Annotated in this window: 19 protein-coding genes; 13 read left to right on the top strand and 6 right to left on the bottom strand. The window is 71.4% G+C overall.

The genetic code is table 11. From position 1 onward, the window contains the following. The first annotated feature begins 3 nt into the window (after positions 1 to 3). The 8 genes from hpt to DX116_RS02825 all read left to right on the top strand — a co-directional run bounded on the left by hpt (position 4) and on the right by DX116_RS02825 (position 5952). Positions 4 to 561 (top strand): hypoxanthine phosphoribosyltransferase, encoded by a 558-nt coding sequence (gene hpt, locus DX116_RS02860; RefSeq protein WP_119702685.1) that lies wholly within the window; start codon positions 4 to 6, stop codon positions 559 to 561. Between the two features lie 138 nt (positions 562 to 699). Continuing rightward, positions 700 to 2697 (top strand): ATP-dependent zinc metalloprotease FtsH, encoded by a 1998-nt coding sequence (gene ftsH, locus DX116_RS02855; RefSeq protein WP_119702684.1) that lies wholly within the window; start codon positions 700 to 702, stop codon positions 2695 to 2697. After that, positions 2694 to 3260 (top strand): GTP cyclohydrolase I FolE, encoded by a 567-nt coding sequence (gene folE / locus DX116_RS02850; RefSeq protein WP_119702683.1) that lies wholly within the window; start codon positions 2694 to 2696, stop codon positions 3258 to 3260. The genes ftsH and folE overlap by 4 nt, the downstream gene beginning before the upstream one ends. A 7-nt stretch (positions 3261 to 3267) precedes the next feature. Beyond that, a complete protein-coding gene (gene folP, locus DX116_RS02845; RefSeq protein WP_325048597.1) occupies positions 3268 to 4116 on the top strand; it encodes a dihydropteroate synthase in 849 nt (282 codons plus the stop codon). Next, positions 4113 to 4541, top strand: coding sequence for a nuclear transport factor 2 family protein (locus DX116_RS02840; RefSeq protein WP_119702682.1), 429 nt, complete (start codon positions 4113 to 4115; stop codon positions 4539 to 4541). Before folP ends, DX116_RS02840 begins: the two co-directional genes overlap by 4 nt. Beyond that, positions 4542 to 4919 carry a dihydroneopterin aldolase gene (folB, locus tag DX116_RS02835; protein ID WP_119702681.1) on the top strand — a complete coding sequence of 126 codons (378 nt, stop codon included), beginning with the start codon at positions 4542 to 4544 and terminating at the stop codon, positions 4917 to 4919. After that, positions 4916 to 5479 carry a 2-amino-4-hydroxy-6-hydroxymethyldihydropteridine diphosphokinase gene (gene folK, locus DX116_RS02830; RefSeq protein WP_119702680.1) on the top strand — a complete coding sequence of 188 codons (564 nt, stop codon included), beginning with the start codon at positions 4916 to 4918 and terminating at the stop codon, positions 5477 to 5479. The genes folB and folK overlap by 4 nt, the downstream gene beginning before the upstream one ends. Further along, positions 5476 to 5952, top strand: a complete 477-nt coding sequence (locus tag DX116_RS02825; protein WP_119702679.1) for a DUF3180 domain-containing protein — start codon at positions 5476 to 5478, stop codon at positions 5950 to 5952. The genes folK and DX116_RS02825 overlap by 4 nt, the downstream gene beginning before the upstream one ends. A gap of 10 nt (positions 5953 to 5962) precedes the next feature. On the opposite strand, the gene DX116_RS02820 is transcribed toward DX116_RS02825, so the two are convergent. Genes DX116_RS02820 through DX116_RS02800 form a run of 5 tightly spaced genes read right to left on the bottom strand, consistent with a single transcriptional unit; the run spans position 5963 to position 12962 of the window. After that, complete coding sequence (locus DX116_RS02820) at positions 5963 to 7624, bottom strand: DUF885 domain-containing protein (protein ID WP_119702678.1); 1662 nt, start codon at positions 7622 to 7624, stop codon at positions 5963 to 5965. Between the two features lie 28 nt (positions 7625 to 7652). Then, on the bottom strand, positions 7653 to 8813 hold the full coding sequence (locus DX116_RS02815) for an NADH-quinone oxidoreductase subunit D (RefSeq protein WP_119702677.1): 1161 nt from the start codon (positions 8811 to 8813) through the stop codon (positions 7653 to 7655). Then, complete coding sequence (locus DX116_RS02810; RefSeq protein ID WP_119702676.1) at positions 8810 to 10273, bottom strand: polysaccharide pyruvyl transferase family protein; 1464 nt, start codon at positions 10271 to 10273, stop codon at positions 8810 to 8812. Before DX116_RS02810 ends, DX116_RS02815 begins: the two co-directional genes overlap by 4 nt. Beyond that, positions 10270 to 12048: a glycosyltransferase gene (locus DX116_RS02805; RefSeq protein WP_119702675.1), complete on the bottom strand. Its 1779-nt coding sequence runs from the start codon at positions 12046 to 12048 to the stop codon at positions 10270 to 10272. The genes DX116_RS02810 and DX116_RS02805 overlap by 4 nt, the downstream gene beginning before the upstream one ends. Further along, the gene (locus tag DX116_RS02800; protein ID WP_119702674.1) at positions 12045 to 12962 is read right to left on the bottom strand and encodes an SAM-dependent methyltransferase; all 918 of its coding nucleotides are present in this window, start codon (positions 12960 to 12962) and stop codon (positions 12045 to 12047) included. Before DX116_RS02800 ends, DX116_RS02805 begins: the two co-directional genes overlap by 4 nt. Before the next feature lie 58 nt (positions 12963 to 13020). On the opposite strand from DX116_RS02800, the gene DX116_RS02795 reads away from it, so the two are divergent. Genes DX116_RS02795 through DX116_RS02775 form a run of 5 tightly spaced genes read left to right on the top strand, consistent with a single transcriptional unit; the run spans position 13021 to position 17574 of the window. After that, positions 13021 to 14490, top strand: a complete 1470-nt coding sequence (locus DX116_RS02795; protein ID WP_119702673.1) for a glycosyltransferase family 2 protein — start codon at positions 13021 to 13023, stop codon at positions 14488 to 14490. A gap of 60 nt (positions 14491 to 14550) precedes the next feature. Continuing rightward, complete coding sequence (locus DX116_RS02790) at positions 14551 to 15525, top strand: Rossmann-like and DUF2520 domain-containing protein (protein WP_119702672.1); 975 nt, start codon at positions 14551 to 14553, stop codon at positions 15523 to 15525. Between the two features lie 2 nt (positions 15526 to 15527). Continuing rightward, entirely contained in the window at positions 15528 to 16367 is an 840-nt protein-coding gene (panC, locus tag DX116_RS02785) for a pantoate--beta-alanine ligase (RefSeq protein WP_119702671.1), read from the top strand. Then, positions 16364 to 16798: an aspartate 1-decarboxylase gene (gene panD / locus DX116_RS02780; protein WP_119702670.1), complete on the top strand. Its 435-nt coding sequence runs from the start codon at positions 16364 to 16366 to the stop codon at positions 16796 to 16798. The genes panC and panD overlap by 4 nt, the downstream gene beginning before the upstream one ends. Next, a complete protein-coding gene (locus DX116_RS02775; protein WP_199715904.1) occupies positions 16795 to 17574 on the top strand; it encodes a type III pantothenate kinase in 780 nt (259 codons plus the stop codon). Before panD ends, DX116_RS02775 begins: the two co-directional genes overlap by 4 nt. Positions 17575 to 17597: 23 nt before the next feature. On the opposite strand, the gene DX116_RS02770 is transcribed toward DX116_RS02775, so the two are convergent. After that, positions 17598 to 18140 carry a DUF3060 domain-containing protein gene (locus tag DX116_RS02770; protein ID WP_119702669.1) on the bottom strand — a complete coding sequence of 181 codons (543 nt, stop codon included), beginning with the start codon at positions 18138 to 18140 and terminating at the stop codon, positions 17598 to 17600. Positions 18141 to 18155 lie beyond the last annotated feature (15 nt).

Below are 18155 nucleotides of genomic sequence, written 5' to 3'. Positions count from 1 at the left end.
CCCGTGGACCAGAACCATGTCGAAGGTGACCTCGAGCTCGACCAGACCCTCTACACCGAGGAGCAGATCACGACCAGGCTGCAAGAGCTGGCCCGGCAGATCGAAGCCGACTACGAGGGCAAGGACCTGCTGCTCGTCGGCGTGCTGAAGGGCGCCGTGATGGTCATGGCCGATCTCGCCCGCAGCCTCGAGCGGCACGTCGAGATGGACTGGATGGCCGTGTCGTCGTACGGGTCGGGCACGCAGTCGTCCGGCGTCGTGCGCATCCTCAAGGATCTCGACACCGACCTCAACGGCCGTCACGTGCTGATCGTCGAGGACATCATCGACACGGGCCTCACGCTGTCGTGGCTCATCACCAACCTGCGCTCGCGCGGCCCCGCCTCGGTCGAGATCGCGACGCTGCTGCGCAAGCCCGACGCGCTGCAGATGGACGTCGAGGTCAGGTACGTCGGATTCGACATCCCCAACGCCTTCGTCGTCGGCTACGGCCTCGACTTCAACGAGCGCTACCGCAACCTGCGCTGCATCGGCACCCTCTCGCCGCACGTCTACTTGTAGGCCTGAGTTCGCTCCTGGCGAACTGTTCTCGGGAACGATGGCGGACGACCCGCGCGTTCAACTGAAGAACGGTGCCCCGTGTACCGTTCGACTACCGACCAGCACCCGAGGAGGAGTGGACCCGATCCACGCCGCTACATGAACTTCAAACGCCTTCTCAAGGGCCCGTGGGTCTGGATCGTGCTCATCACGATCGTCGTGATCACGATCGTCTCGGTCTCCTCCTCGGCCGACGGCTACAAGCAGATCAAGACCGCCACGATGGTGACGTACCTCGAGACGGGCAAGGTCAAGGACGTCAAGTTCGTCGACGGCGACCAGCAGATCCAGGCCACGCTCGACAACGGCACCAAGGTCAAGGCCGAATACCTCGGCGACCAGGGCGCTCGCCTCGTGCAGCAGGCCGAGACCGCCGTGGCCGACAAGAAGCTCAAGACGTTCGACGTCAGCGTGCCGAAGCAGTCGTTCATCGGCTCGTTCCTGATCTCGTTCCTGCCGATCCTGCTGATCTTCGGCCTGCTCATCTACTTCCTCAGCCGCAGCCAGGGCGGCGGCGCGGGCGTCATGAAGTTCGCCAAGTCCAAGGCGAAGCTGATGAGCAAGGACACGCCCAAGACCACGTTCGCCGACGTCGCGGGCTGCGACGAGGCGATCGAGGAGCTCGGCGAGATCAAGGAGTTCCTGCAGGAGCCCGCCAAGTTCCAGGCCGTCGGGGCCAAGATCCCCAAGGGCGTCCTGCTGTACGGCCCTCCCGGCACCGGCAAGACGCTGCTGGCCCGCGCGGTCGCCGGCGAGGCCGGCGTCCCGTTCTACTCGATCTCCGGCTCCGACTTCGTCGAGATGTTCGTGGGCGTGGGCGCCAGCCGCGTCCGCGACCTGTTCGAGCAGGCCAAGGAGAACGCTCCGGCCATCGTCTTCATCGACGAGATCGACGCGGTCGGACGTCACCGCGGCACCGGCATGGGCGGCGGCCACGACGAGCGCGAGCAGACGCTCAACCAGCTGCTCGTCGAGATGGACGGCTTCGACGTGCGCGGCGGGGTCATCCTGATCGCGGCGACCAACCGTCCCGACGTGCTCGACCCCGCCCTGCTGCGTCCGGGCCGCTTCGACCGCCAGATCGGCGTCGAGGCCCCCGACCTGGCCGGCCGCACGCAGATCCTCAAGGTCCACTCCCGGGGCAAGCCGATCGCGCCGGGCGTCGACCTCGAGGCGATCGGTCGCCGCACCCCGGGCTTCTCGGGCGCCGACCTGGCCAACGTCCTCAACGAGGCCGCGCTGCTCACGGCCCGCAACGGTGCCAAGACGATCGACGCCGTGGCGCTCGACGAGGCCATCGACCGCGTCATCTCGGGCCCGCAGAAGCGCACCCGCCTGATGAACGAGAACGAGCGGCGCATCACGGCCTACCACGAGGGCGGGCACGCCCTGGTGGCTGCGGCGCTGCCGCAGAGCGACCCGGTGCACAAGATCACGATCCTGCCCCGCGGCCGCGCGCTCGGCTACACGATGGTGCTGCCCGACGAGGACAAGTACTCCCAGACCCGCGCCGAGCTGCTCGACAAGCTCGCCTACATGCTGGGCGGCCGCGCGGCCGAGGAGCTCGTCTTCCACGACCCCACCACGGGCGCCGGCAACGACATCGAGAAGGCCACCAACCTGGCCCGGGCGATGGTCACGCAGTACGGCATGACCGAGCGCCTCGGCGCCGTCCGCCTCGGCGAGAACGAGAGCCAGCCGTTCCTGGGCCGCGACATCGGGCACGCGCGCAACTACTCCGAGAACGTGGCCGCGATCGTCGACGACGAGATCAACAAGCTCATCACCTTCGCGCACCAAGAGGCCTTCGACATCCTCAACGAGAACCGCGACGTGCTCGACGCCCTGGTCACCGAGCTGCTCGAGAAGGAGACCCTCGACAAGGCCCAGGTCGCCGCGATCTTCGAGCCGTTGCGACGTCGCGCCGTCCGTCCGGCGTGGACCGGGTCCGAGACGCGCGTTCCCGACACGCGTCCGCCCGTCGACACGATCCGCGGCCGGTCGTACAGCGGTGAGAACGACAAGAGCACGCCGATCGTCGTCGGCCCCGACGCCGGAGTCGACGCGGGCCCGCCCGCGGGCCCCGGGCAGGCATGACGGTCGATCGGCCCCGGGCCGAGGCGGCGATCCGCGAGCTGCTGATCGCGGTGGGCGAGGACCCCGACCGCGACGGTCTGAAGGACACGCCCATGCGGGTGGCCAAGTCGTACGACGAGCTGCTCGCGGGCCTCGACCAGTCGGCCGCCGACGTGCTCAACATCGAGTTCGCGGTCGGTCACGAAGAGCTCGTCCTGGTCAAGGACATCGAGCTGTGGTCGATGTGCGAGCACCACCTCGTGCCCTTCTTCGGCGTCGCGCACGTGGGTTACATCCCGGCCGAGGGCGGACGGGTCACCGGCTTGTCCAAGCTGGCCCGCCTGGTCGACGTCTACGCCCGTCGGCCGCAGGTGCAGGAGCGGCTCACGACCCAGATCGCCGAGTCGCTCGTCGAGGTCCTCAAGCCCAAGGGCGTGATCGTGGTGCTCGAGGCCGAGCACCTCTGCATGGCCATGAGGGGCGTCCGCAAGGGCGGCGCCAAGACCATCACCAGCGCCGTGCGAGGACAGCTGCGCGACCCTGCCACGCGAGCCGAGGCCATGGGCCTCATCACGGCCCGCTAGGTCGGCGGTGCTCGACCTGGCACGGCTGTCCGACGGGGCGCCCGACCGGTGCCTCGTCATGGGCGTCGTCAACGTCACGCCCGACTCGTTCTCCGACGGCGGTCAGTGGCTCGATGCCGCCACGGCCGTCCGGCACGGGGTCGCGCTGGCCTCCGACGGCGCCGACCTGGTCGATGTCGGCGGCGAGTCGACCCGTCCCGGCGCGCTGCGCATCGACGCCGACGAGGAGGCCCGCCGCGTCCTCCCGGTCATCGAGGGCCTCGCCGCCGAGGGAGTCGTCGTCTCGGTCGACACGATGCGGGCCGCGACGGCCCGGCGGGCGCTCGAGGCCGGGGCGTCGATCGTCAACGACGTCTCGGGCGGCCGCGCCGATCCCGAGATGATGGCCCTGGCGGCCGAGACGGGCTCACCGATCGTGCTGATGCACTGGCGCGAGCACTCGGCCTCGATGCAGAGGCACACCCACTACGACGACCTGGTCGCCGACATCCGTGCCGAGCTCGGGGTGCAGGTCGAGGCGGCCCTGGCCGCTGGTGTCGCCGCCGACCGCATCATCGTCGACCCCGGCCTGGGGTTCTCCAAGACCGGCGAGCAGAACTGGACCGTGCTGGCCCACCTCGACGCCTTCGTCGACCTGGGCTACCCGCTGCTGGTGGCTGCCAGCCGCAAGGGCTTCCTCGGCGAGCTGCTCGCCGGCGACGACGGACCCCGCCCCGCCGGCCAGCGCGACGACGCCACCGCCGCGGTCACCACCCTGGCCGCCACGGCCGGCGCCTGGTGCGTCCGGGTGCACGACGCCCGCTCGTCCGCCGACGCCGTGCGGGTCGTGGCTCGGCTGCACCGGGAGCAGCGATGACCGATCCGCTGACCACCCATCGCCTGTTCTACGACGCGGTCGAGTCCGGCGACGTCGACCTGATGGCCTCGCTGTGGGTCGACGACCCCGGCACCTCCTGCGTGCACCCCGGCTCGGTGCCTCTGCGGGGCACCTCCCAGGTGCTGCGGTCGTGGACCGTGCTGATGGCCAACGTCGGCTACATCCAGTTCTTCCTCACCGACGTCGACGTCGTGACGCTGCCCCGCGGCGCCGACGGTCCCGACACGGCCGTCGTCGTCTGCACCGAGAACATCCTCTCGGGCGAGGGCCTCGACGCCGCAGCGGAGGGCTTCTCGGGAGGCCGCGCCGTGTGCACGAGTATCCTGGTCAAGGCCGGGGGATCCTGGAAGTTCTGGTCCCGCCACGCCTCGCCGATCGCCGAGATGATGCTGGAGGACGACTGAATGGCCATCCCCGACGGCCTCGACCGCATCGACCTGATCGGCATCTCGGCGCACGGGCACCACGGGGTGTTCGACGACGAGAAGAAGAACGGGCAAACATTCGTCGTCGACGTGAGCCTGGGTCTCGACCTCGGCCCGGCGGCGCGCGAGCACGATCTGACCAAGACCGTGCACTACGGCGTCCTGGCGCAGCAGATCCACGATGCCATCGTGAGCGATCCCGTCGACCTCATCGAGACGGTCGCGCTCCGTATGGTGGACTTGTGCCTGGCCGAAGACCAGGTCCGATGGGCTAGCGTGACGGTGCACAAGCCCGAAGCGCCCATCGCGGTGACGTTCCACGACGTCGCCGTCACGATAGAGCGGAGCAGACAGTGACCGAAGCGCCCACCCCGTACGTGCTCGACGCCGACACGATGACGGGCGGCATGCGTCCGATCCGGCAGGCCGTCCTGGCGATCGGATCGAACTTGGGCGATCGCATCGACAAGCTGCAGGGCGGTGTCTCCGCGCTGGAAGACACTCCCGAGGTCACCGTCGTCGCGATCTCGTCGGTCTACGAGACCGAGCCGGTCGGCGGACCCGAGAGCTCGGGCAAGTTCCTCAACGCCGTCGTGCTGATCGACACCACCCTGACGGTGCACACGCTGCTCGACCGCGCACTCGCGATCGAGGACGCCTTCGGCCGTGAGCGTTCCGAGCCCGGAGCCCCCCGCACGCTCGACGTCGACGTCATCGTCGTCGGCAACCGCGTCGCCGAGGACGAGCAGCTGGTGCTGCCCCACCCCCGCGCGCACGAGCGCGGCTTCGTGCTCGTCCCGTGGCTCGAGATCGACCCCGAGGGCGAGATCCCGGGCAAGGGCTTCGTCGCCGACCTGATCGGTGACATCGACACCAGCGGCATCGTCAAGCGTGAGGACCTCGAGATCATCCTGTGACCGCCAAACCGACGTCGGCGTTGTCGGTCGTCGTCCTGCTCGCTGTCGGGATCGTCAGCGGCAGGCTGACACCGCCGCTGATCGTGCGGCTCGACGGCAACCCGCCCCGGCTGGGGTGGGTGGCGCCGCTGGTGCTCCTGGCGGGTGCGGTGGTGGTGGGGATGTTCGCCTACAGCACGTGGCAGACGCTGCATCGCCGTCACGAGCGCATGCCGGTCGACCACGGCATCCGGATGCTGTCGCTGGCCAAGGCGTGCGCGATCGTGGGGGCACTCGTCGGAGGCTTCTACGGCGGCTACGCGCTGGCCTTCTACGACGCGCTCGACGCGACCCTCGGGCGCGAGCGCTTCGTGCGCGGGCTGGCCGCTGCCGCCGCGAGCCTGCTGCTGCTGGTCGCCGCGCTGCTGCTCGAGCGGGCCTGCCGGCTGCCCGACGATGACGACGACGACCGAGCGGATCCCACCCCCGCCTGACGTGTCAGCCTCAGGGGAGGAGGGTCGTGCGGAGGGTTCCGAGGCCGATGCTCCCGACGGAGAGGGCCTGGCGGTGGAACTCCTTGAGGTCCGCCCCACCGGGCCGGCCCGCGTGGACCGCGACCCAGTCGTCGCGCAGCTGCTCCCACATGCGCTGACCCACCTTGTACGACGGCGCCTGGCCCGCCCAGCCGAGGTAGCGGTTGACCTCGAAGCGCACGAACGAGTCGTTCATGTTGACGTGCTGCGCCATGAAGCCGAAGGCGTCCTCGCCCGTCCAGGTGCCGCTGCCGTCGGGCTTGGGCTTGCGCAGGTGCACGCCGATGTCGAGCACGACGCGGGCCGCCCGCATGCGCTGCCCGTCGAGCATCCCGAGCCGGTCGGCCGGGTCGTCGAGGTAGCCGAGGTCGGCCATCAGGCGCTCGGCGTAGAGCGCCCATCCCTCACCATGTCCGGAGTTCCAGTTGAGTCGTCGCCAGCCGTTGAGCTGGGCGCTGTTGTACGTGGCGAGCCCCAGCTGGAGGTGGTGGCCGGGGACGCCCTCGTGGTAGACCGTCGTCAGCTCGCGCCAGGTGTCAAACTCGGTGATGCCCTCGGGCACGCTCCACCACATGCGACCCGCACGCTCGAAGTCCTCGCTGGGCGCGGTGTAGTAGATGCCGCCCTCCTGCGTGGGCGCGATCATGCACTCGAGCCGGCGCATGGGCTCGGGGATGTCGAAGTGCGTGCGGCCGAGCTCGACGATCGCGCGGTCGCTGGTCTGCTGCATCCACGCCTGCAGCGCGTCGGTGCCGTGCAGCTTGCTCGAGGGGTCGCCGTCGAGGTGCGCGATGGCCTCGGCGACACCGGCCCCCGGCAGGATCTGGTCGGCGATCTGCTCCTGCTCGGCCACCATGCGGTCGAGCTCGGCGATGCCCCACTCGTAGGTCTCGTCGAGGTCGATCTCGGCGCCCACGAACGCTCGCGACGCCAGGGCGTAGTGCTCGCGCCCGACCGCGTCGGCCTCGGGCGCGTGAGGCGCCAGGTCGTCCTCGAGGAACCGCACGAGGCGCCCGTAGGCCTCGGAGGACGCCCGTGCGCCGTCGTCGAGGTCGGCCTGCAGCGAGGCGGGGACGTCGGCTCGTGCGGCCAGCTGGGCGAAGAAGCTGTCGGTGCCGGCCTGCTTGCGGGCCTGCGCGGCGACCTCGCGCACCTGACGGATCGCGGGCGCGTTGCCCGCGGCGATGCCGATGCGCAGCGAGTCGACGTAGCCACTCATCGCGGCGGGCAGGTGGTGCAGGCGGCGCGCGACGTGCTCCCAGTCCTCGACCGACGACGTCTCCATGAGGTCGAAGACGTCGCGCAGGCCCTGCGCGGGCGAGGCGATGACGTTGAGGTCGCGCTGCCAGAACCCCGCCTCGATCTGCTCGAGCTCGAGCTCGAGGGTGCGCACCATCTCGGCCTGCGTGACCACGTCGGTCTGGTCGTCGGGGCGGGCGGCGCGCACCCGGGCCAGCATCGCGCGGGCGGCGTCGGCCTGGGCGGCGACGCCGTCGGGGGAGAGGTCGGTGTAGTCGGACTCGCGTCCGGACCGTCCGAGCTGCACGTGCAGCTCGGGGGAGAGCTCGAGCATCGTCTCGAGCCACTCCTCGGCCAGCTCGTCGACGGGCGTGGGGATGCGTTCGTCAGCCATGGCTCGACCCTAGCCCGCGGCTCGGCGGCTACTTGTCGATGTCGCCGACGACGAAGAACATCGAGCCGAGGATCGCGACGAGATCGGCGACGACCGTGCCCGACACGATCTCGGGCAGCACGGCGACGTTGTTGAACGACGCGGTGCGCAGCTTGAGGCGCCACGGCGTCTTCTCGCCGCGCGACACCAGGTAGTAGCCGTTGAGGCCCAGCGGGTTCTCGGTCCAGACGTAGGTCGAGCCCTCGGGCGCCTTCAGGATCTTGGGCAGCCGGACGTTGACGGGCCCCGGCTCGAGCTCGGCGAGCCGCGCCAGGCAGGCGTCGGCCAGGTCGAGCGACACCTTGGTCTGCTCGAGCAGCACCGCGAACCGCGCGTGGCAGTCGCCCTCGGTGCGCACCGGCACGCGCAGGACGTCCTGCAGGTCGCCGTAGGCCAGGTAGGGCTCGTCGCGGCGCAGGTCCATGTCGAGGCCCGACGCCCGCGCGATCGGCCCCGAGACGCCGTAGGCGTGCACCAGCTCGGGCGACAGCACGCCGATGCCGACGGTGCGGGCGCGGAAGATCTCGTTGCCGAGGATGAGGTCCTCGAGCTCGCCGAGCCGTGCGCGGACGGTCGCGATCGCTGCTGCCGTGCGTCCGGTCCACCCGGCCGGGACGTCCTCCTTGAGGCCGCCGACGCGGTTGAACATGTAGTGCATGCGCCCGCCCGAGACCTCCTCCATGACCTCCTGGATGGTCTCGCGCTCGCGGAAGGCGTAGAAGATCGGCGTGATCGCCCCGAGCTCGAGGGGGTACGAGCCGAGGAACATCAGGTGGTTGAGCACCCGGTTGAGCTCGGCCAGCAGCGTACGGATCCAGGTGGCCCGTTCGGGCACCTCCATGCCGAGCATGTCCTCGACGGCCAGCGCGACGCCCAGCTCGGACGAGAACGCGCTGAGCCAGTCGTGGCGGTTGGCCAGCACGATGATCTGGCGGTAGTCGCGCACCTCGAAGAGCTTCTCGACGCCGCGGTGCATGTAGCCGACGATCGGCTCGCAGGCCTTGACGCGCTCGCCGTCGAGCGTCAGGCGCAGGCGCAGGACGCCGTGGGTGGCGGGGTGCTGGGGCCCGATGTTGAGCACCATGTCGGTCGTGTCGAAGCCCGACCCCGGACCGCCGCCGCCACCGATGCTCGCGGTGACCTCGGTCATGACCGGCGGAGCATCCGCTTGAACCAGCGGCCGATGCGCCGCATCGCGATGTACGGCGACCCGCGCTCGACGAGCTCGAGGCGGGCGTAGAGCGTCTCGATCTCGCCGGCCTGGGCCTGCACCTTGGCGTGCAGGCGGGCGTGCCGGCTGCCGGCTCCGCTCCACGTCGGGTGCTCCCACGGCTGCTGGTAGGCCTGGGGGTGGCGGGTGATGTCGAGCACCATGCCGTCGCGCAACCACTGCAGGCGCGACGCGATCTCGTGGCCGTCGCCGGCGATCAGCGGCTGCACGGGCGGCGGGAACGTGGCGGCGGCGAGGTCGGCGTCGAACGTGCCGGTGCCGTTGCCATCGGTGTGGATGTGCTCGAGCCCGTTGCGGTCGAGGAAGGCCGTGAACCGGTCGAACCCGCGGGGCAGCTCGGCGTTGAACTCGGCCATGTCGGTGGCCTCGTACAGCTCGGCCGCGCTGAGGTCGGCCTCGAACGACGGCATCGTCGTGAACGGCATGCGGTGGTACTCGGCGAGCTCGAGGGTGCGCGAGTCGTGGGCCAGCAGGTGGGCCGGCGTGCCACCCAGCAGCGCCGCGACGTTGCCGTGGAACCGGGTGCCGTAGGCGAAGTGCTGCGTCGCCATGAAGTCGTACCAGGGCCACGTGTCGAGGAACAGCCGGATGCGGTCCTGCTGGTAGAGCGGGTGCTCGAGGTGCACCGGCACGAGCGGGTCGTGGACGTGCGGGAACGGGACGCCCCACAGCAGCATGCGCAGGTCGTGGGCGTCCTGCCCGATGTAGGTCAGGTTCGGGTGGCGCTCGGCCTGCGTCGTCGCGAAGGCGCCGATGCCCGGCACCTCGGGCGTCAGGTTGAGCGCGAGGGGGCTGTCGGACGTGAGGGCGTCGACGCGCTTGTCGACCCGGAAGTCGCGGCCGTGCAGGAACAGCGACGGGCACCCGATGACGTCGATCGCGTCGTCGGGGAAGCCGAGGCTCAGCAGGTACGACCGCGTGAACTCGCCGCGCACGCCGATGGACGCCGAGCGGTCGAGCACCAGGCCGACGAACTTCTTGACGGTGTCGTTGACGGGCTCGAGCGCCTCGATGCCGTGGCCGTGGGGCGCCTGCGCGCCGATGCCGGTGACCGTGACGGGGATCGTGACGCCCTCGAGCAGCTCGGCCAGGCGCGCCAGGCGCGGCTCGAACTCGCGGCGGAACGCATTGGCCATGGGGATGACGAAGTGGTCGAACTCGTCGTTGATGCGCGCGGCGTCGCCCGGCTCGGGGGGCACGCGCTCCGACAGCGTCGAGTTGGTGACGAGCTCGGCGCCGTCGACCGACAGCGTCTTCCACATCGAGTGCTGGAAGAGGTAGTTGCCGCTGTTGCTGTTGAAGACGTCCTGCGTCAGCGTCGACTCGGCGACGACGGGGGTGAACGGGTCCTTGCCGGAACGGATCAGCAGACGCGTCATGCCCTCAGTCTTCCACGTCGGAGGAGGCGCTTGAGCGGGCCGTCGGGGCTCAGGCTGCCGCTGAACAGCTCGTGCCGCCAGGCGGAGTTGCGGCTCACCAGCAGCAGCCGCAGCGTGACCGGACGGTCCTGGGTCGTGAGGGTCGCGAGTGCGGCGGCGTCGGCCTGCCCCGTGATCGTCCAGGTGTCGCCGCGCTGCGTGACATCGGCCGGCAGCTCGAGGGGATCGGCCATCTGGTCGGTCCAGGCCTGCCAGCACAGGTGCGTCGAGGCGGGGTCGAGACGGCCGGTGACGTCCAGCCGGGCGTACAGCGTGAGCCCGTCGCGGCGCGACGGGAGCCCGAGCCGGACGTCGTGCAGCACGACGTCGTCGATGCGGGTGCGGTGCGGCTTGCGCTCGATCGCGCCACGGACGACGTCGGCCCAGTCGTCGAGGAAGCGCTCGTGCCCGTGGGCCGCGGCGCCAGCGCGTGCCGGTGCCCGCATCGCGTCGAGGCGGGCCGGGTCGTCGAGCAGGCCCGCGGTGGCGGCGGCGAGCGCCTGCACGTCGCCGTACGGCACGAGCACCCCGTCGACGCCGTCGGTGATCTGCTCGCGGGGGCCGTAGGGCACGTCGAACGACACGACGGGGCACTCGCGCGCGCGAGCCTCGAGCAGGAACAGCGAGTAGCCCTCGAACGCGCTGGTGAGCCAGGCGACGTCGGCGGCCCACAGCTCGTCGGCGGCCCGGGCGACGTGACCGTGGAACGTGACCCGGTCGTCGAGCCCGTGGCCGGCGACCTGCTGCTCGAGGGCCTCGCGCTCGGGACCGCTGCCGTAGACGTCGAGGCGTGCCTGGGGATGCGTCCGTGCGAGGACGGCGAAGGCGTCGACCGCGAGGTCGAGGCGCTTCTGGCTGTGCAGCCGCGCGATCACCACGATGCGTCCGGCCGGCCGCGCGGGACGGGGCTCGGGCACGGGCGGCAGCTCGACGGGATTGGGGATCACGACGAGGTGGTCGGTGTCGCCGTAGCGGCGGGCCACGTCGTCGCGCTGGCGCACGGTCAGGGTGCTGAGGGCGTCGAGCCGGCCGAGGTGCTCCATCGACTCGGCGTACGTCGCGCTGATCTCGGACGTCCAGTGGCGGCGGCCGACGGTGTGGGGGTTGTGCATCTGGTGCAGCACGAAGAAGCGGTCGTCGTCGATCGCGGTGAGCTGCTGGGCGACGAACCGGCTGTCGCTCAGCACGAACACGTGGCCCGTCGACGGCGTCACGAGCTGCGTCCACCAGCACCACATCCCGCCGAGCGTCGGCCAGGTGCCGGCGGCCGAGCCGTCGGGCAGCAGCACCTCGACGGCGCCGCTGCCGCCGTCGACGGGGGTGCGTGCGTACGGCGAGCCGTCGACCCTGACGTACTCGAGCCACGCCTCGCCGCCGTCGTCCGGCGTCATGGTGCGCCGCCACGGACGTCCGTCGCGGTCGGGCTTGTCGGCCGTCTGGTTGGCAGCGGGACGAGGCGTCGCGGGCGTGCCGGCGACGCCCGAGAGGTCGCGCGTGCGCAGGTCCTCGTGCATGTTGAGCACCCGGCTGCCGGGCAGCAGCAGGCCGTCGTCGTGCAGCGACTGCCGGACGCGGTCGTAGTCGGAGCGTGGGTTGAACGTCAGGATCGGCACGTCGATGCCCAGGTGCTGCGCGAACAACCGGTGCCTCAGCAGCAGGACGCGGGTCTGCCCGCCGGCGCCGGGGCGGATGCCTCCGATCACCGAGACGTAGGCACCCTCGGGCATCGCCGTCATGCCGCGTCCCGCCGATCGGTGACGATCCACCAGAAGTCGCCCAGGCCGCCCCGCGAGGTCAGCTCGGCCGCCTCGCCCGCGGCGGAGAGCGCCCGGACGTAGCCGGCCGGGTCGGTGCTGGCCAGGTCGAGGGGCGGGCGACGTCCGTCGACCCCCAGCTCGGCCAGGGCGTCGCGCTGGCGCACGAGGCGTCCGTCGACCGCCGCGGCCACGGCGTCGACCGCCACGTCCGCCGTGACGTCGCGGCTGCCGTCGAGGCGCACGTCGACCTCGCGGCCGTCGGCGTACGAGCGCAGGGTGCCGAAGGGAGGACGGTCGGCCAGCACGTGCCCGTAGTCGATCGCGACCGCGACGCCGTCGACCCGGGCGACGGCATCGGCCCACGCCGCGTCGCGGGGCGTGCCGTCCTCGGCCCGCTCGCCGGGGGCCGCCAACGGCCACCACCGACGCATCCACGGCGAGTCGTGGACGTCGCCGAGCGTCTCGTCGCCCGTGGCAGGGTCGACCAGCACCACGCGGTCGACCCCGTCGTCATCGCGCTCGACGACGGGGCACGGGACGTTGTCGAGCCACTCGTTGGCGATCAGCAGGCCGTCGATGCGGTCGGGCAGCGCAGGAGTCCATGCGACCTCGTCGGGCAGGGCGCCGGGACGCGCGGCCACCTCGACCCCCACGAGCTCGACGTCGGGCAGCAGCGCGTGCAGCGCCGTGAGCAGCTCGCCGCCGCCGGCACCGAGGTCGACGACCGTCGCGGCCCCCGTGCGTCTCGCCAGCTCGGCCACGGCGCGCGCGAACGTCCCGACGTGGGCGCTGGTGCGGAAGTGGTCGGCGGGCCGGACGGTGCGGAAGAAGCCGTCGTCGGCGTAGAGCGCGGCGTCCCACGCCGCCTGCCACGAGACCACGCGTGCCGCCACGCGCCCAATCTAGGGCACGTCCCCCGAGGCGGACCGGCCCTCTCGTTATGCTCGGCGCGTGACGGACACGGGGCGGCGATCGACGGCGCGACGAGCGCTCGGTGCGGCCCGTCGCCGTTGGCGCAACCGCGACAGCCCGCTGCTCAGCGTCGTCGTCCCGGTGTACAACGCCGCCGACCTTATCGAGGAGTCGCTGCAGTCGGTGCTCGACCAGCAGTACCGCAACATCGAGATCGTCGTGGTCGACGACGGCTCGACCGACGACAGCCTCGCGGTGGTGCGCGCCTTCGCTGAGCGGCACCCCGAGGTGACGGTGCTGAGCCAGCCCAACGGTGGCGTGGGCGTCGCCCGGCGCACGGGCACCGAGGCCGCCACCGGCGAGTACCTCACCTACGTCGACTCCGACGACACCGTCACCCGCACGGGCATCCAGGTCGCGATGGACGGCCTGCGCCGCAGCGGGTCCGACGTCGCGGTGATGCCCTACCAGCGCCGCGAGGGTGACGTCGTGCGTCCGCCCGCGCCGTGGATCCGCGCCGTGCACGCGCGTCCGGCCGAGGCGGTCACGCTCGCCGAGCGTCCCGACGTGCTGGTCAGCGCGATCCCCGGCGGCAAGATCTTCCGCCGGGCGTTCTGGGACGAGCACGGCTTCGTCTACCCGACCGTGCTGCTGGCCGGCGACCAGCGCGTCGCGGCCGAGGCGTTCCTGAAGGCCAGGTCGCTCGACATCACGGGCGTCCCGGCCTACACCTGGCGACGCATGGAGACCTCGATCTCGCAGGGGCACGTCACCGCCGCGGCCGTCCACGCCCGCCACGACGCGATGGACGCCGTGCTCGAGATCCTCGAGCCGCTGCCCGTCGCGCGCGACGAGCGCATCCTGCAGTACCTGCGCTACAACATCCCCAACTCGCTGCTCAAGCTCGAGCGCGCCGACGACGACTACCTCGACGCCCTGGTCGAGCGGGTGCCCACGATCGTCCGCGCGGCCCCGGCCGACCGCTACGTCTCCGAGGTGCCCGCGCAGTACCGCGTGCTGCACACCCTGCTCGCCGCGGGCGACCGCGACGCCGTGTGGCGCTTCGTGCGGGCCGAGGGGATGCAGCCCGAGATGCACCCGTCCGGCAGCGAGCCGGCCGGCACCACGGTCTACCTGCCCGGGTGGGGCGTCGACGCCGTCGACCCCGCCGCGTACGTCCTGACCGACGAGCAGACGGCCGCGCGCGCCCTCGTGCGATCGGTGCGGGCGCAGGGTGGCGACCTGGTGCTCGACGTCGCGGCGTGGTTCCCGAACGTCGAGCTCGCCGATCCGTCACTGACGGTCAAGACCGACGGCGACCTCGTCGACGTCACCCCCGGGGCCGAGCCGCACGTCGTCAACTCGCGGCAGGGCGCGCAGCGGCGCTACGTCCGCTCGGGCTGGACCGTCACGCTGCGCGGCGCCGCACGCCGGGCCCCGCGCACGCTGACCGTCACGCTGCACGACGGCGACCGCACCGGCACGGCCTCGGCGTCCATCCCGCGCTGACGTCTCCGTCTGTGACCCACCGCACAGGCCGGCCCCCTGGGCATCCGACGAGTCGGGGATATGCTGAAGAGGTCAATTTGTCTGGTACCCGTCAGGGACTGGAACGCTGTGACACGAAAGTGGGCAACCACCATGAAGCGTCTCTCCATCGGCGTCGTCGGAGCCGGCAAGGTCGGTTCCGTCCTCGCCGCTCGTCTGCGCTCGGCGGGCTACCCGATCGTCGGCGTCAGCGGACGGTCCGAGGCGTCCCGCCTGCGCGCCGACACGCTGCTGCCAGGCGTTGCGGTGCTCGCGCCCGAGCAGGTGGCGTCCGCCGCCGACGTGCTCGTGCTCGCGGTGCCCGACGACAGCCTCATCGCCGTCGCCGAGCAGCTCGCCGCCTCGGGGGCCGTGCGCCCCGGCCAGTACGTCCTGCACACCAGCGGTCGTCACGGGCTCGACGCCCTCGCCTCGCTGACGCGTCTCGGCGCTCGTCCGATCGCGTTCCACCCCGCCATGACCTTCACCGGCACGGCCGTCGACTTCGACCGTCCGCCGGTCTTCGGCCTGACGGCCGCCGACGCCGACAGGCCGCTCGCCGAAGAGCTCGTGGCGGCGCTGGGCGGCGTGCCGATGTGGGTCGCCGAGGCCGACCGCGCGCTCTACCACGCGGCCCTGGCCCACGGCGCCAACCACCTGGTCACGCTGGTCGCGCAGTCGATGGACCTGCTGCGCGCGGCAGGCGCCGACGACCCCGCAGCCGTGCTCCGGCCCCTGCTCACGGCGGCACTCGACAACGTCCTCGCCTACGGCGACGCCGCGCTCACGGGTCCCGTCGTCCGCGGCGACGTCACGACGATCCGCGCCCACGTCGACGCGCTCGCCGCGGCCGACGTCGACGACGCCACGGTCGACGCCTACCTCGAGCTCGCGCGCGCCACGGCCCGCCGTGCAGAGGTCGACGACCGCCTCGACCACGTCACCGCCGGCACCATCCGCCAGGTGCTCGACGAGGCCGACTGGGACACCATGGCGCACATCGCCGCCGGGTTCTGAGCATGGCCGGCCCGATCGTCGCGCGCACGCGCGCCGAGCTCGTCGCGGCCCGCGGCGCGTCGTCGGTCTCGTTCGTGCCCACCATGGGCGCCCTCCACGACGGCCACGTGCAGCTGCTCAAGCACGCCAGGCCCTTGGGCGAGACGCTCGTCGCCTCGATCTTCGTCAACCCGACGCAGTTCGCGCCCGGCGAGGACTACGACGACTACCCGCGCACGTTCGACACCGACCTCGAGCGCTGTGCCGAGGCCGGCGTCGACGTCGTCTTCGCCCCGACCGTCCCCGTGATGTACCCGTCGGGCCTGGTCGACACCGTGACGGTCGACCCCGGTCCGCTCGGTGCGATCCTCGAGGGGGCGTCCCGTCCCACGCACTTCCGCGGCGTCCTCACCGTCGTCGCCAAGCTGTTCGGGCTCGTGCGTCCCGACGTCGCGGTGTTCGGCGAGAAGGACTTCCAGCAGCTGACGCTCATCCGTCAGATGGCGCGCGAGCTCGCCCTCGGCGTGGACGTCGTCGGGTGCCCCACGGTCCGCGAGGCCGACGGCCTGGCGATGAGCTCGCGCAACCGCTACCTGAGCGCCGACGAGCGGGCGACGGCCGCCGCGATCTCGGCCGCGCTGCGAGCCGGCGTCGCCGCAGCCGCGGGTGGGCCGGACGCCGTGCTGGCGGCGGCGCACGCCGTGATCGATCCGGCCGACGTCGACCTCGACTACCTCGTCCTGACCGATCCCGAGCTCGGGCCGGCCGTGCCCGGAGCCGACGCGCGCCTGCTCGTCGCCGCACGGGTCGGCAGGCCCCGACTCCTCGACAACATCGGCCTCACCCTAGGGAGACCCTCATGATCCGCACCATGATGAAGTCCAAGATCCATCGCGCCACCGTCACGCAGGCCGACCTGCACTACGTCGGCTCGGTCACGGTCGACCTCGACCTGCTCGAGGCCGCCGACCTGCTGCCCGGCGAGCTCGTCCACATCGTCGACATCGACAACGGCAACCGCCTCGAGACGTACACGATCGCGGGGGAGCGGGGCTCGGGCGTCATCGGCATCAACGGCGCCGCCGCCCACCTCGTCCACCCCGGCGACCTCGTGATCCTGATCGCCTACGCGCAGCTCGAGGACGCCGAGGCGCGGACGTTCGAGCCCCACGTCGTGTTCGTCGACCGGGACAACCGAGTCATCGGCACGGGGGCAGACCCCGCCGAGGCGCTGCCGGGCTCGGGCCTGGTGCGCGGCGACGTGATCGACAACCCGCTCGTCGCGTCACGATGATCCTGCTCTGCCTCGACGTCAGCAACAGCCACACCACGATCGGGGTCTTCGACGACGACGACCTCGTCGAGCACTGGCAGGTGTCGTCGGACGAGCGCCGCACGGCCGACGAGTGGCAGGTGCTGGTCACGGGCCTGACGGCGCGCGCCGACATCGACGACGTCGACGCCGTCAGCATGTGCTGCACCGTGCCCGCGATCCTGGTCGAGCTGCGGGCGCTCCAGGACCGCTACTACGCCGACCTGCCGTCGTCCGTCGTCGGGCCCGGTGTCAAGACCGGCATCCCGATCCACACCGACAACCCGCGCGAGGTCGGCGCCGACCGCATCGTCAACGCCCTCGCCGCGGCCGAGCTGTACGGCGGCCCCGCGATCGTCGTCGACCTCAACGGCACCGCCACGATCTTCGACGTCGTCGACGCCGACAACCGCTACATCGGTGGCGCGATCGCGCCGGGCGTCGAGCTGTCGCTCGAGGCCCTGTCGCGGCGTGGTGCCCAGCTGCGGAGCGTCGAGCTCGCGGTGCCGCGCGACGTCATCGGCAAGAACACCGTCGAAGCCCTGCAGTCGGGCCTGGTGTTCGGCTTCGCCGGCCTGGTCGACGGCCTGGTCACGCGCATCATCGACTCGCTCGACGCCGATCCCGATCACGTCACGGTGATCGCCACGGGCTCGTTCCCCGAGTCGGTCGTCGAGCACTGTGACACCATCACCACCCGTGACCCGCACTTGACACTGACCGGGCTGCGGCTCGTCCACGAGAAGAACCACGGCTGACCGGTCGCACGGCCGCGCCCCGGCTAGCGGCGCTTCTTGACCTTGATCGTGTTGTTCGCGCCGCGGTTCGAGACCTTGGTGCTGCCCTTCTTGACCTTGACCGTGTTGTTGGCACCCCTGATGACGACCTTCGTGAGCCGCGTCGACCGGACGTCGTTGTTGCTGCCCTTGACGGTGACGCGGGACGCCGATGCTGCCTTGACCGTCGCGTTGGATCCCGTGACGGTGGCGACGGACAGGCGCGACGACACGCGCAGCGCGTTGTTGCCGCCGCCGATCGTGGCCGAGCCGACCTTCCTCGCGACGACCTTGTTGTTGCCGCCCTTGATCGTGACGCGGGAGGCGGAGTCGAGCCGGACCGTCGTGTTGCCGGCGTCGACCACGACCGTGCTGCACGCGCCGGTCAGCTGGACGGTGGTGTTGCTCGTCGTGACCGCGACTGCGCCGGTCGAGCAGTCGATCGACGTGGCGGCGTGGGATGCCGTGGTGCCGGTGGCGAAGAACGCGGTGGCGAGTGCGGTGGTGAGGGCGAGACGGCTGGCGGCCCGAGCGCTGGAGTTCGTCATGCGCCGGACGCTAAC

Origin of the sequence: Aeromicrobium endophyticum, from assembly GCF_003586285.1 — a bacterium.
GTDB lineage: Bacteria > Actinomycetota > Actinomycetes > Propionibacteriales > Nocardioidaceae > Aeromicrobium > Aeromicrobium endophyticum.
The sequence above is the reverse complement of the archived record's forward strand: the minus strand, read 5'-3'. Positions and strand labels throughout refer to the sequence as shown.

What these genes read in the sequence shown, in the direction of transcription:
- ftsH (WP_119702684.1), top strand. Translation starts at nt 700, where the DNA reads ATGAACTTCAAACGCCTTCTCAAGGGCCCGTGGGTCTGGATCGTGCTC.
- folE (WP_119702683.1), top strand. Translation starts at nt 2,694, where the DNA reads ATGACGGTCGATCGGCCCCGGGCCGAGGCGGCGATCCGCGAGCTGCTG.
- DX116_RS02840 (WP_119702682.1), top strand. Translation starts at nt 4,113, where the DNA reads ATGACCGATCCGCTGACCACCCATCGCCTGTTCTACGACGCGGTCGAG.
- folB (WP_119702681.1), top strand. Translation starts at nt 4,542, where the DNA reads ATGGCCATCCCCGACGGCCTCGACCGCATCGACCTGATCGGCATCTCG.
- DX116_RS02820 (WP_119702678.1), bottom strand. Translation starts at nt 7,624, where the DNA reads ATGGCTGACGAACGCATCCCCACGCCCGTCGACGAGCTGGCCGAGGAG.
- DX116_RS02815 (WP_119702677.1), bottom strand. Translation starts at nt 8,813, where the DNA reads ATGACCGAGGTCACCGCGAGCATCGGTGGCGGCGGCGGTCCGGGGTCG.
- DX116_RS02810 (WP_119702676.1), bottom strand. Translation starts at nt 10,273, where the DNA reads ATGACGCGTCTGCTGATCCGTTCCGGCAAGGACCCGTTCACCCCCGTC.
- DX116_RS02805 (WP_119702675.1), bottom strand. Translation starts at nt 12,048, where the DNA reads ATGACGGCGATGCCCGAGGGTGCCTACGTCTCGGTGATCGGAGGCATC.
- DX116_RS02790 (WP_119702672.1), top strand. Translation starts at nt 14,551, where the DNA reads ATGCTGAAGAGGTCAATTTGTCTGGTACCCGTCAGGGACTGGAACGCT.
- panC (WP_119702671.1), top strand. Translation starts at nt 15,528, where the DNA reads ATGGCCGGCCCGATCGTCGCGCGCACGCGCGCCGAGCTCGTCGCGGCC.
- panD (WP_119702670.1), top strand. Translation starts at nt 16,364, where the DNA reads ATGATCCGCACCATGATGAAGTCCAAGATCCATCGCGCCACCGTCACG.
- DX116_RS02775 (WP_199715904.1), top strand. Translation starts at nt 16,795, where the DNA reads ATGATCCTGCTCTGCCTCGACGTCAGCAACAGCCACACCACGATCGGG.
- DX116_RS02770 (WP_119702669.1), bottom strand. Translation starts at nt 18,140, where the DNA reads ATGACGAACTCCAGCGCTCGGGCCGCCAGCCGTCTCGCCCTCACCACC.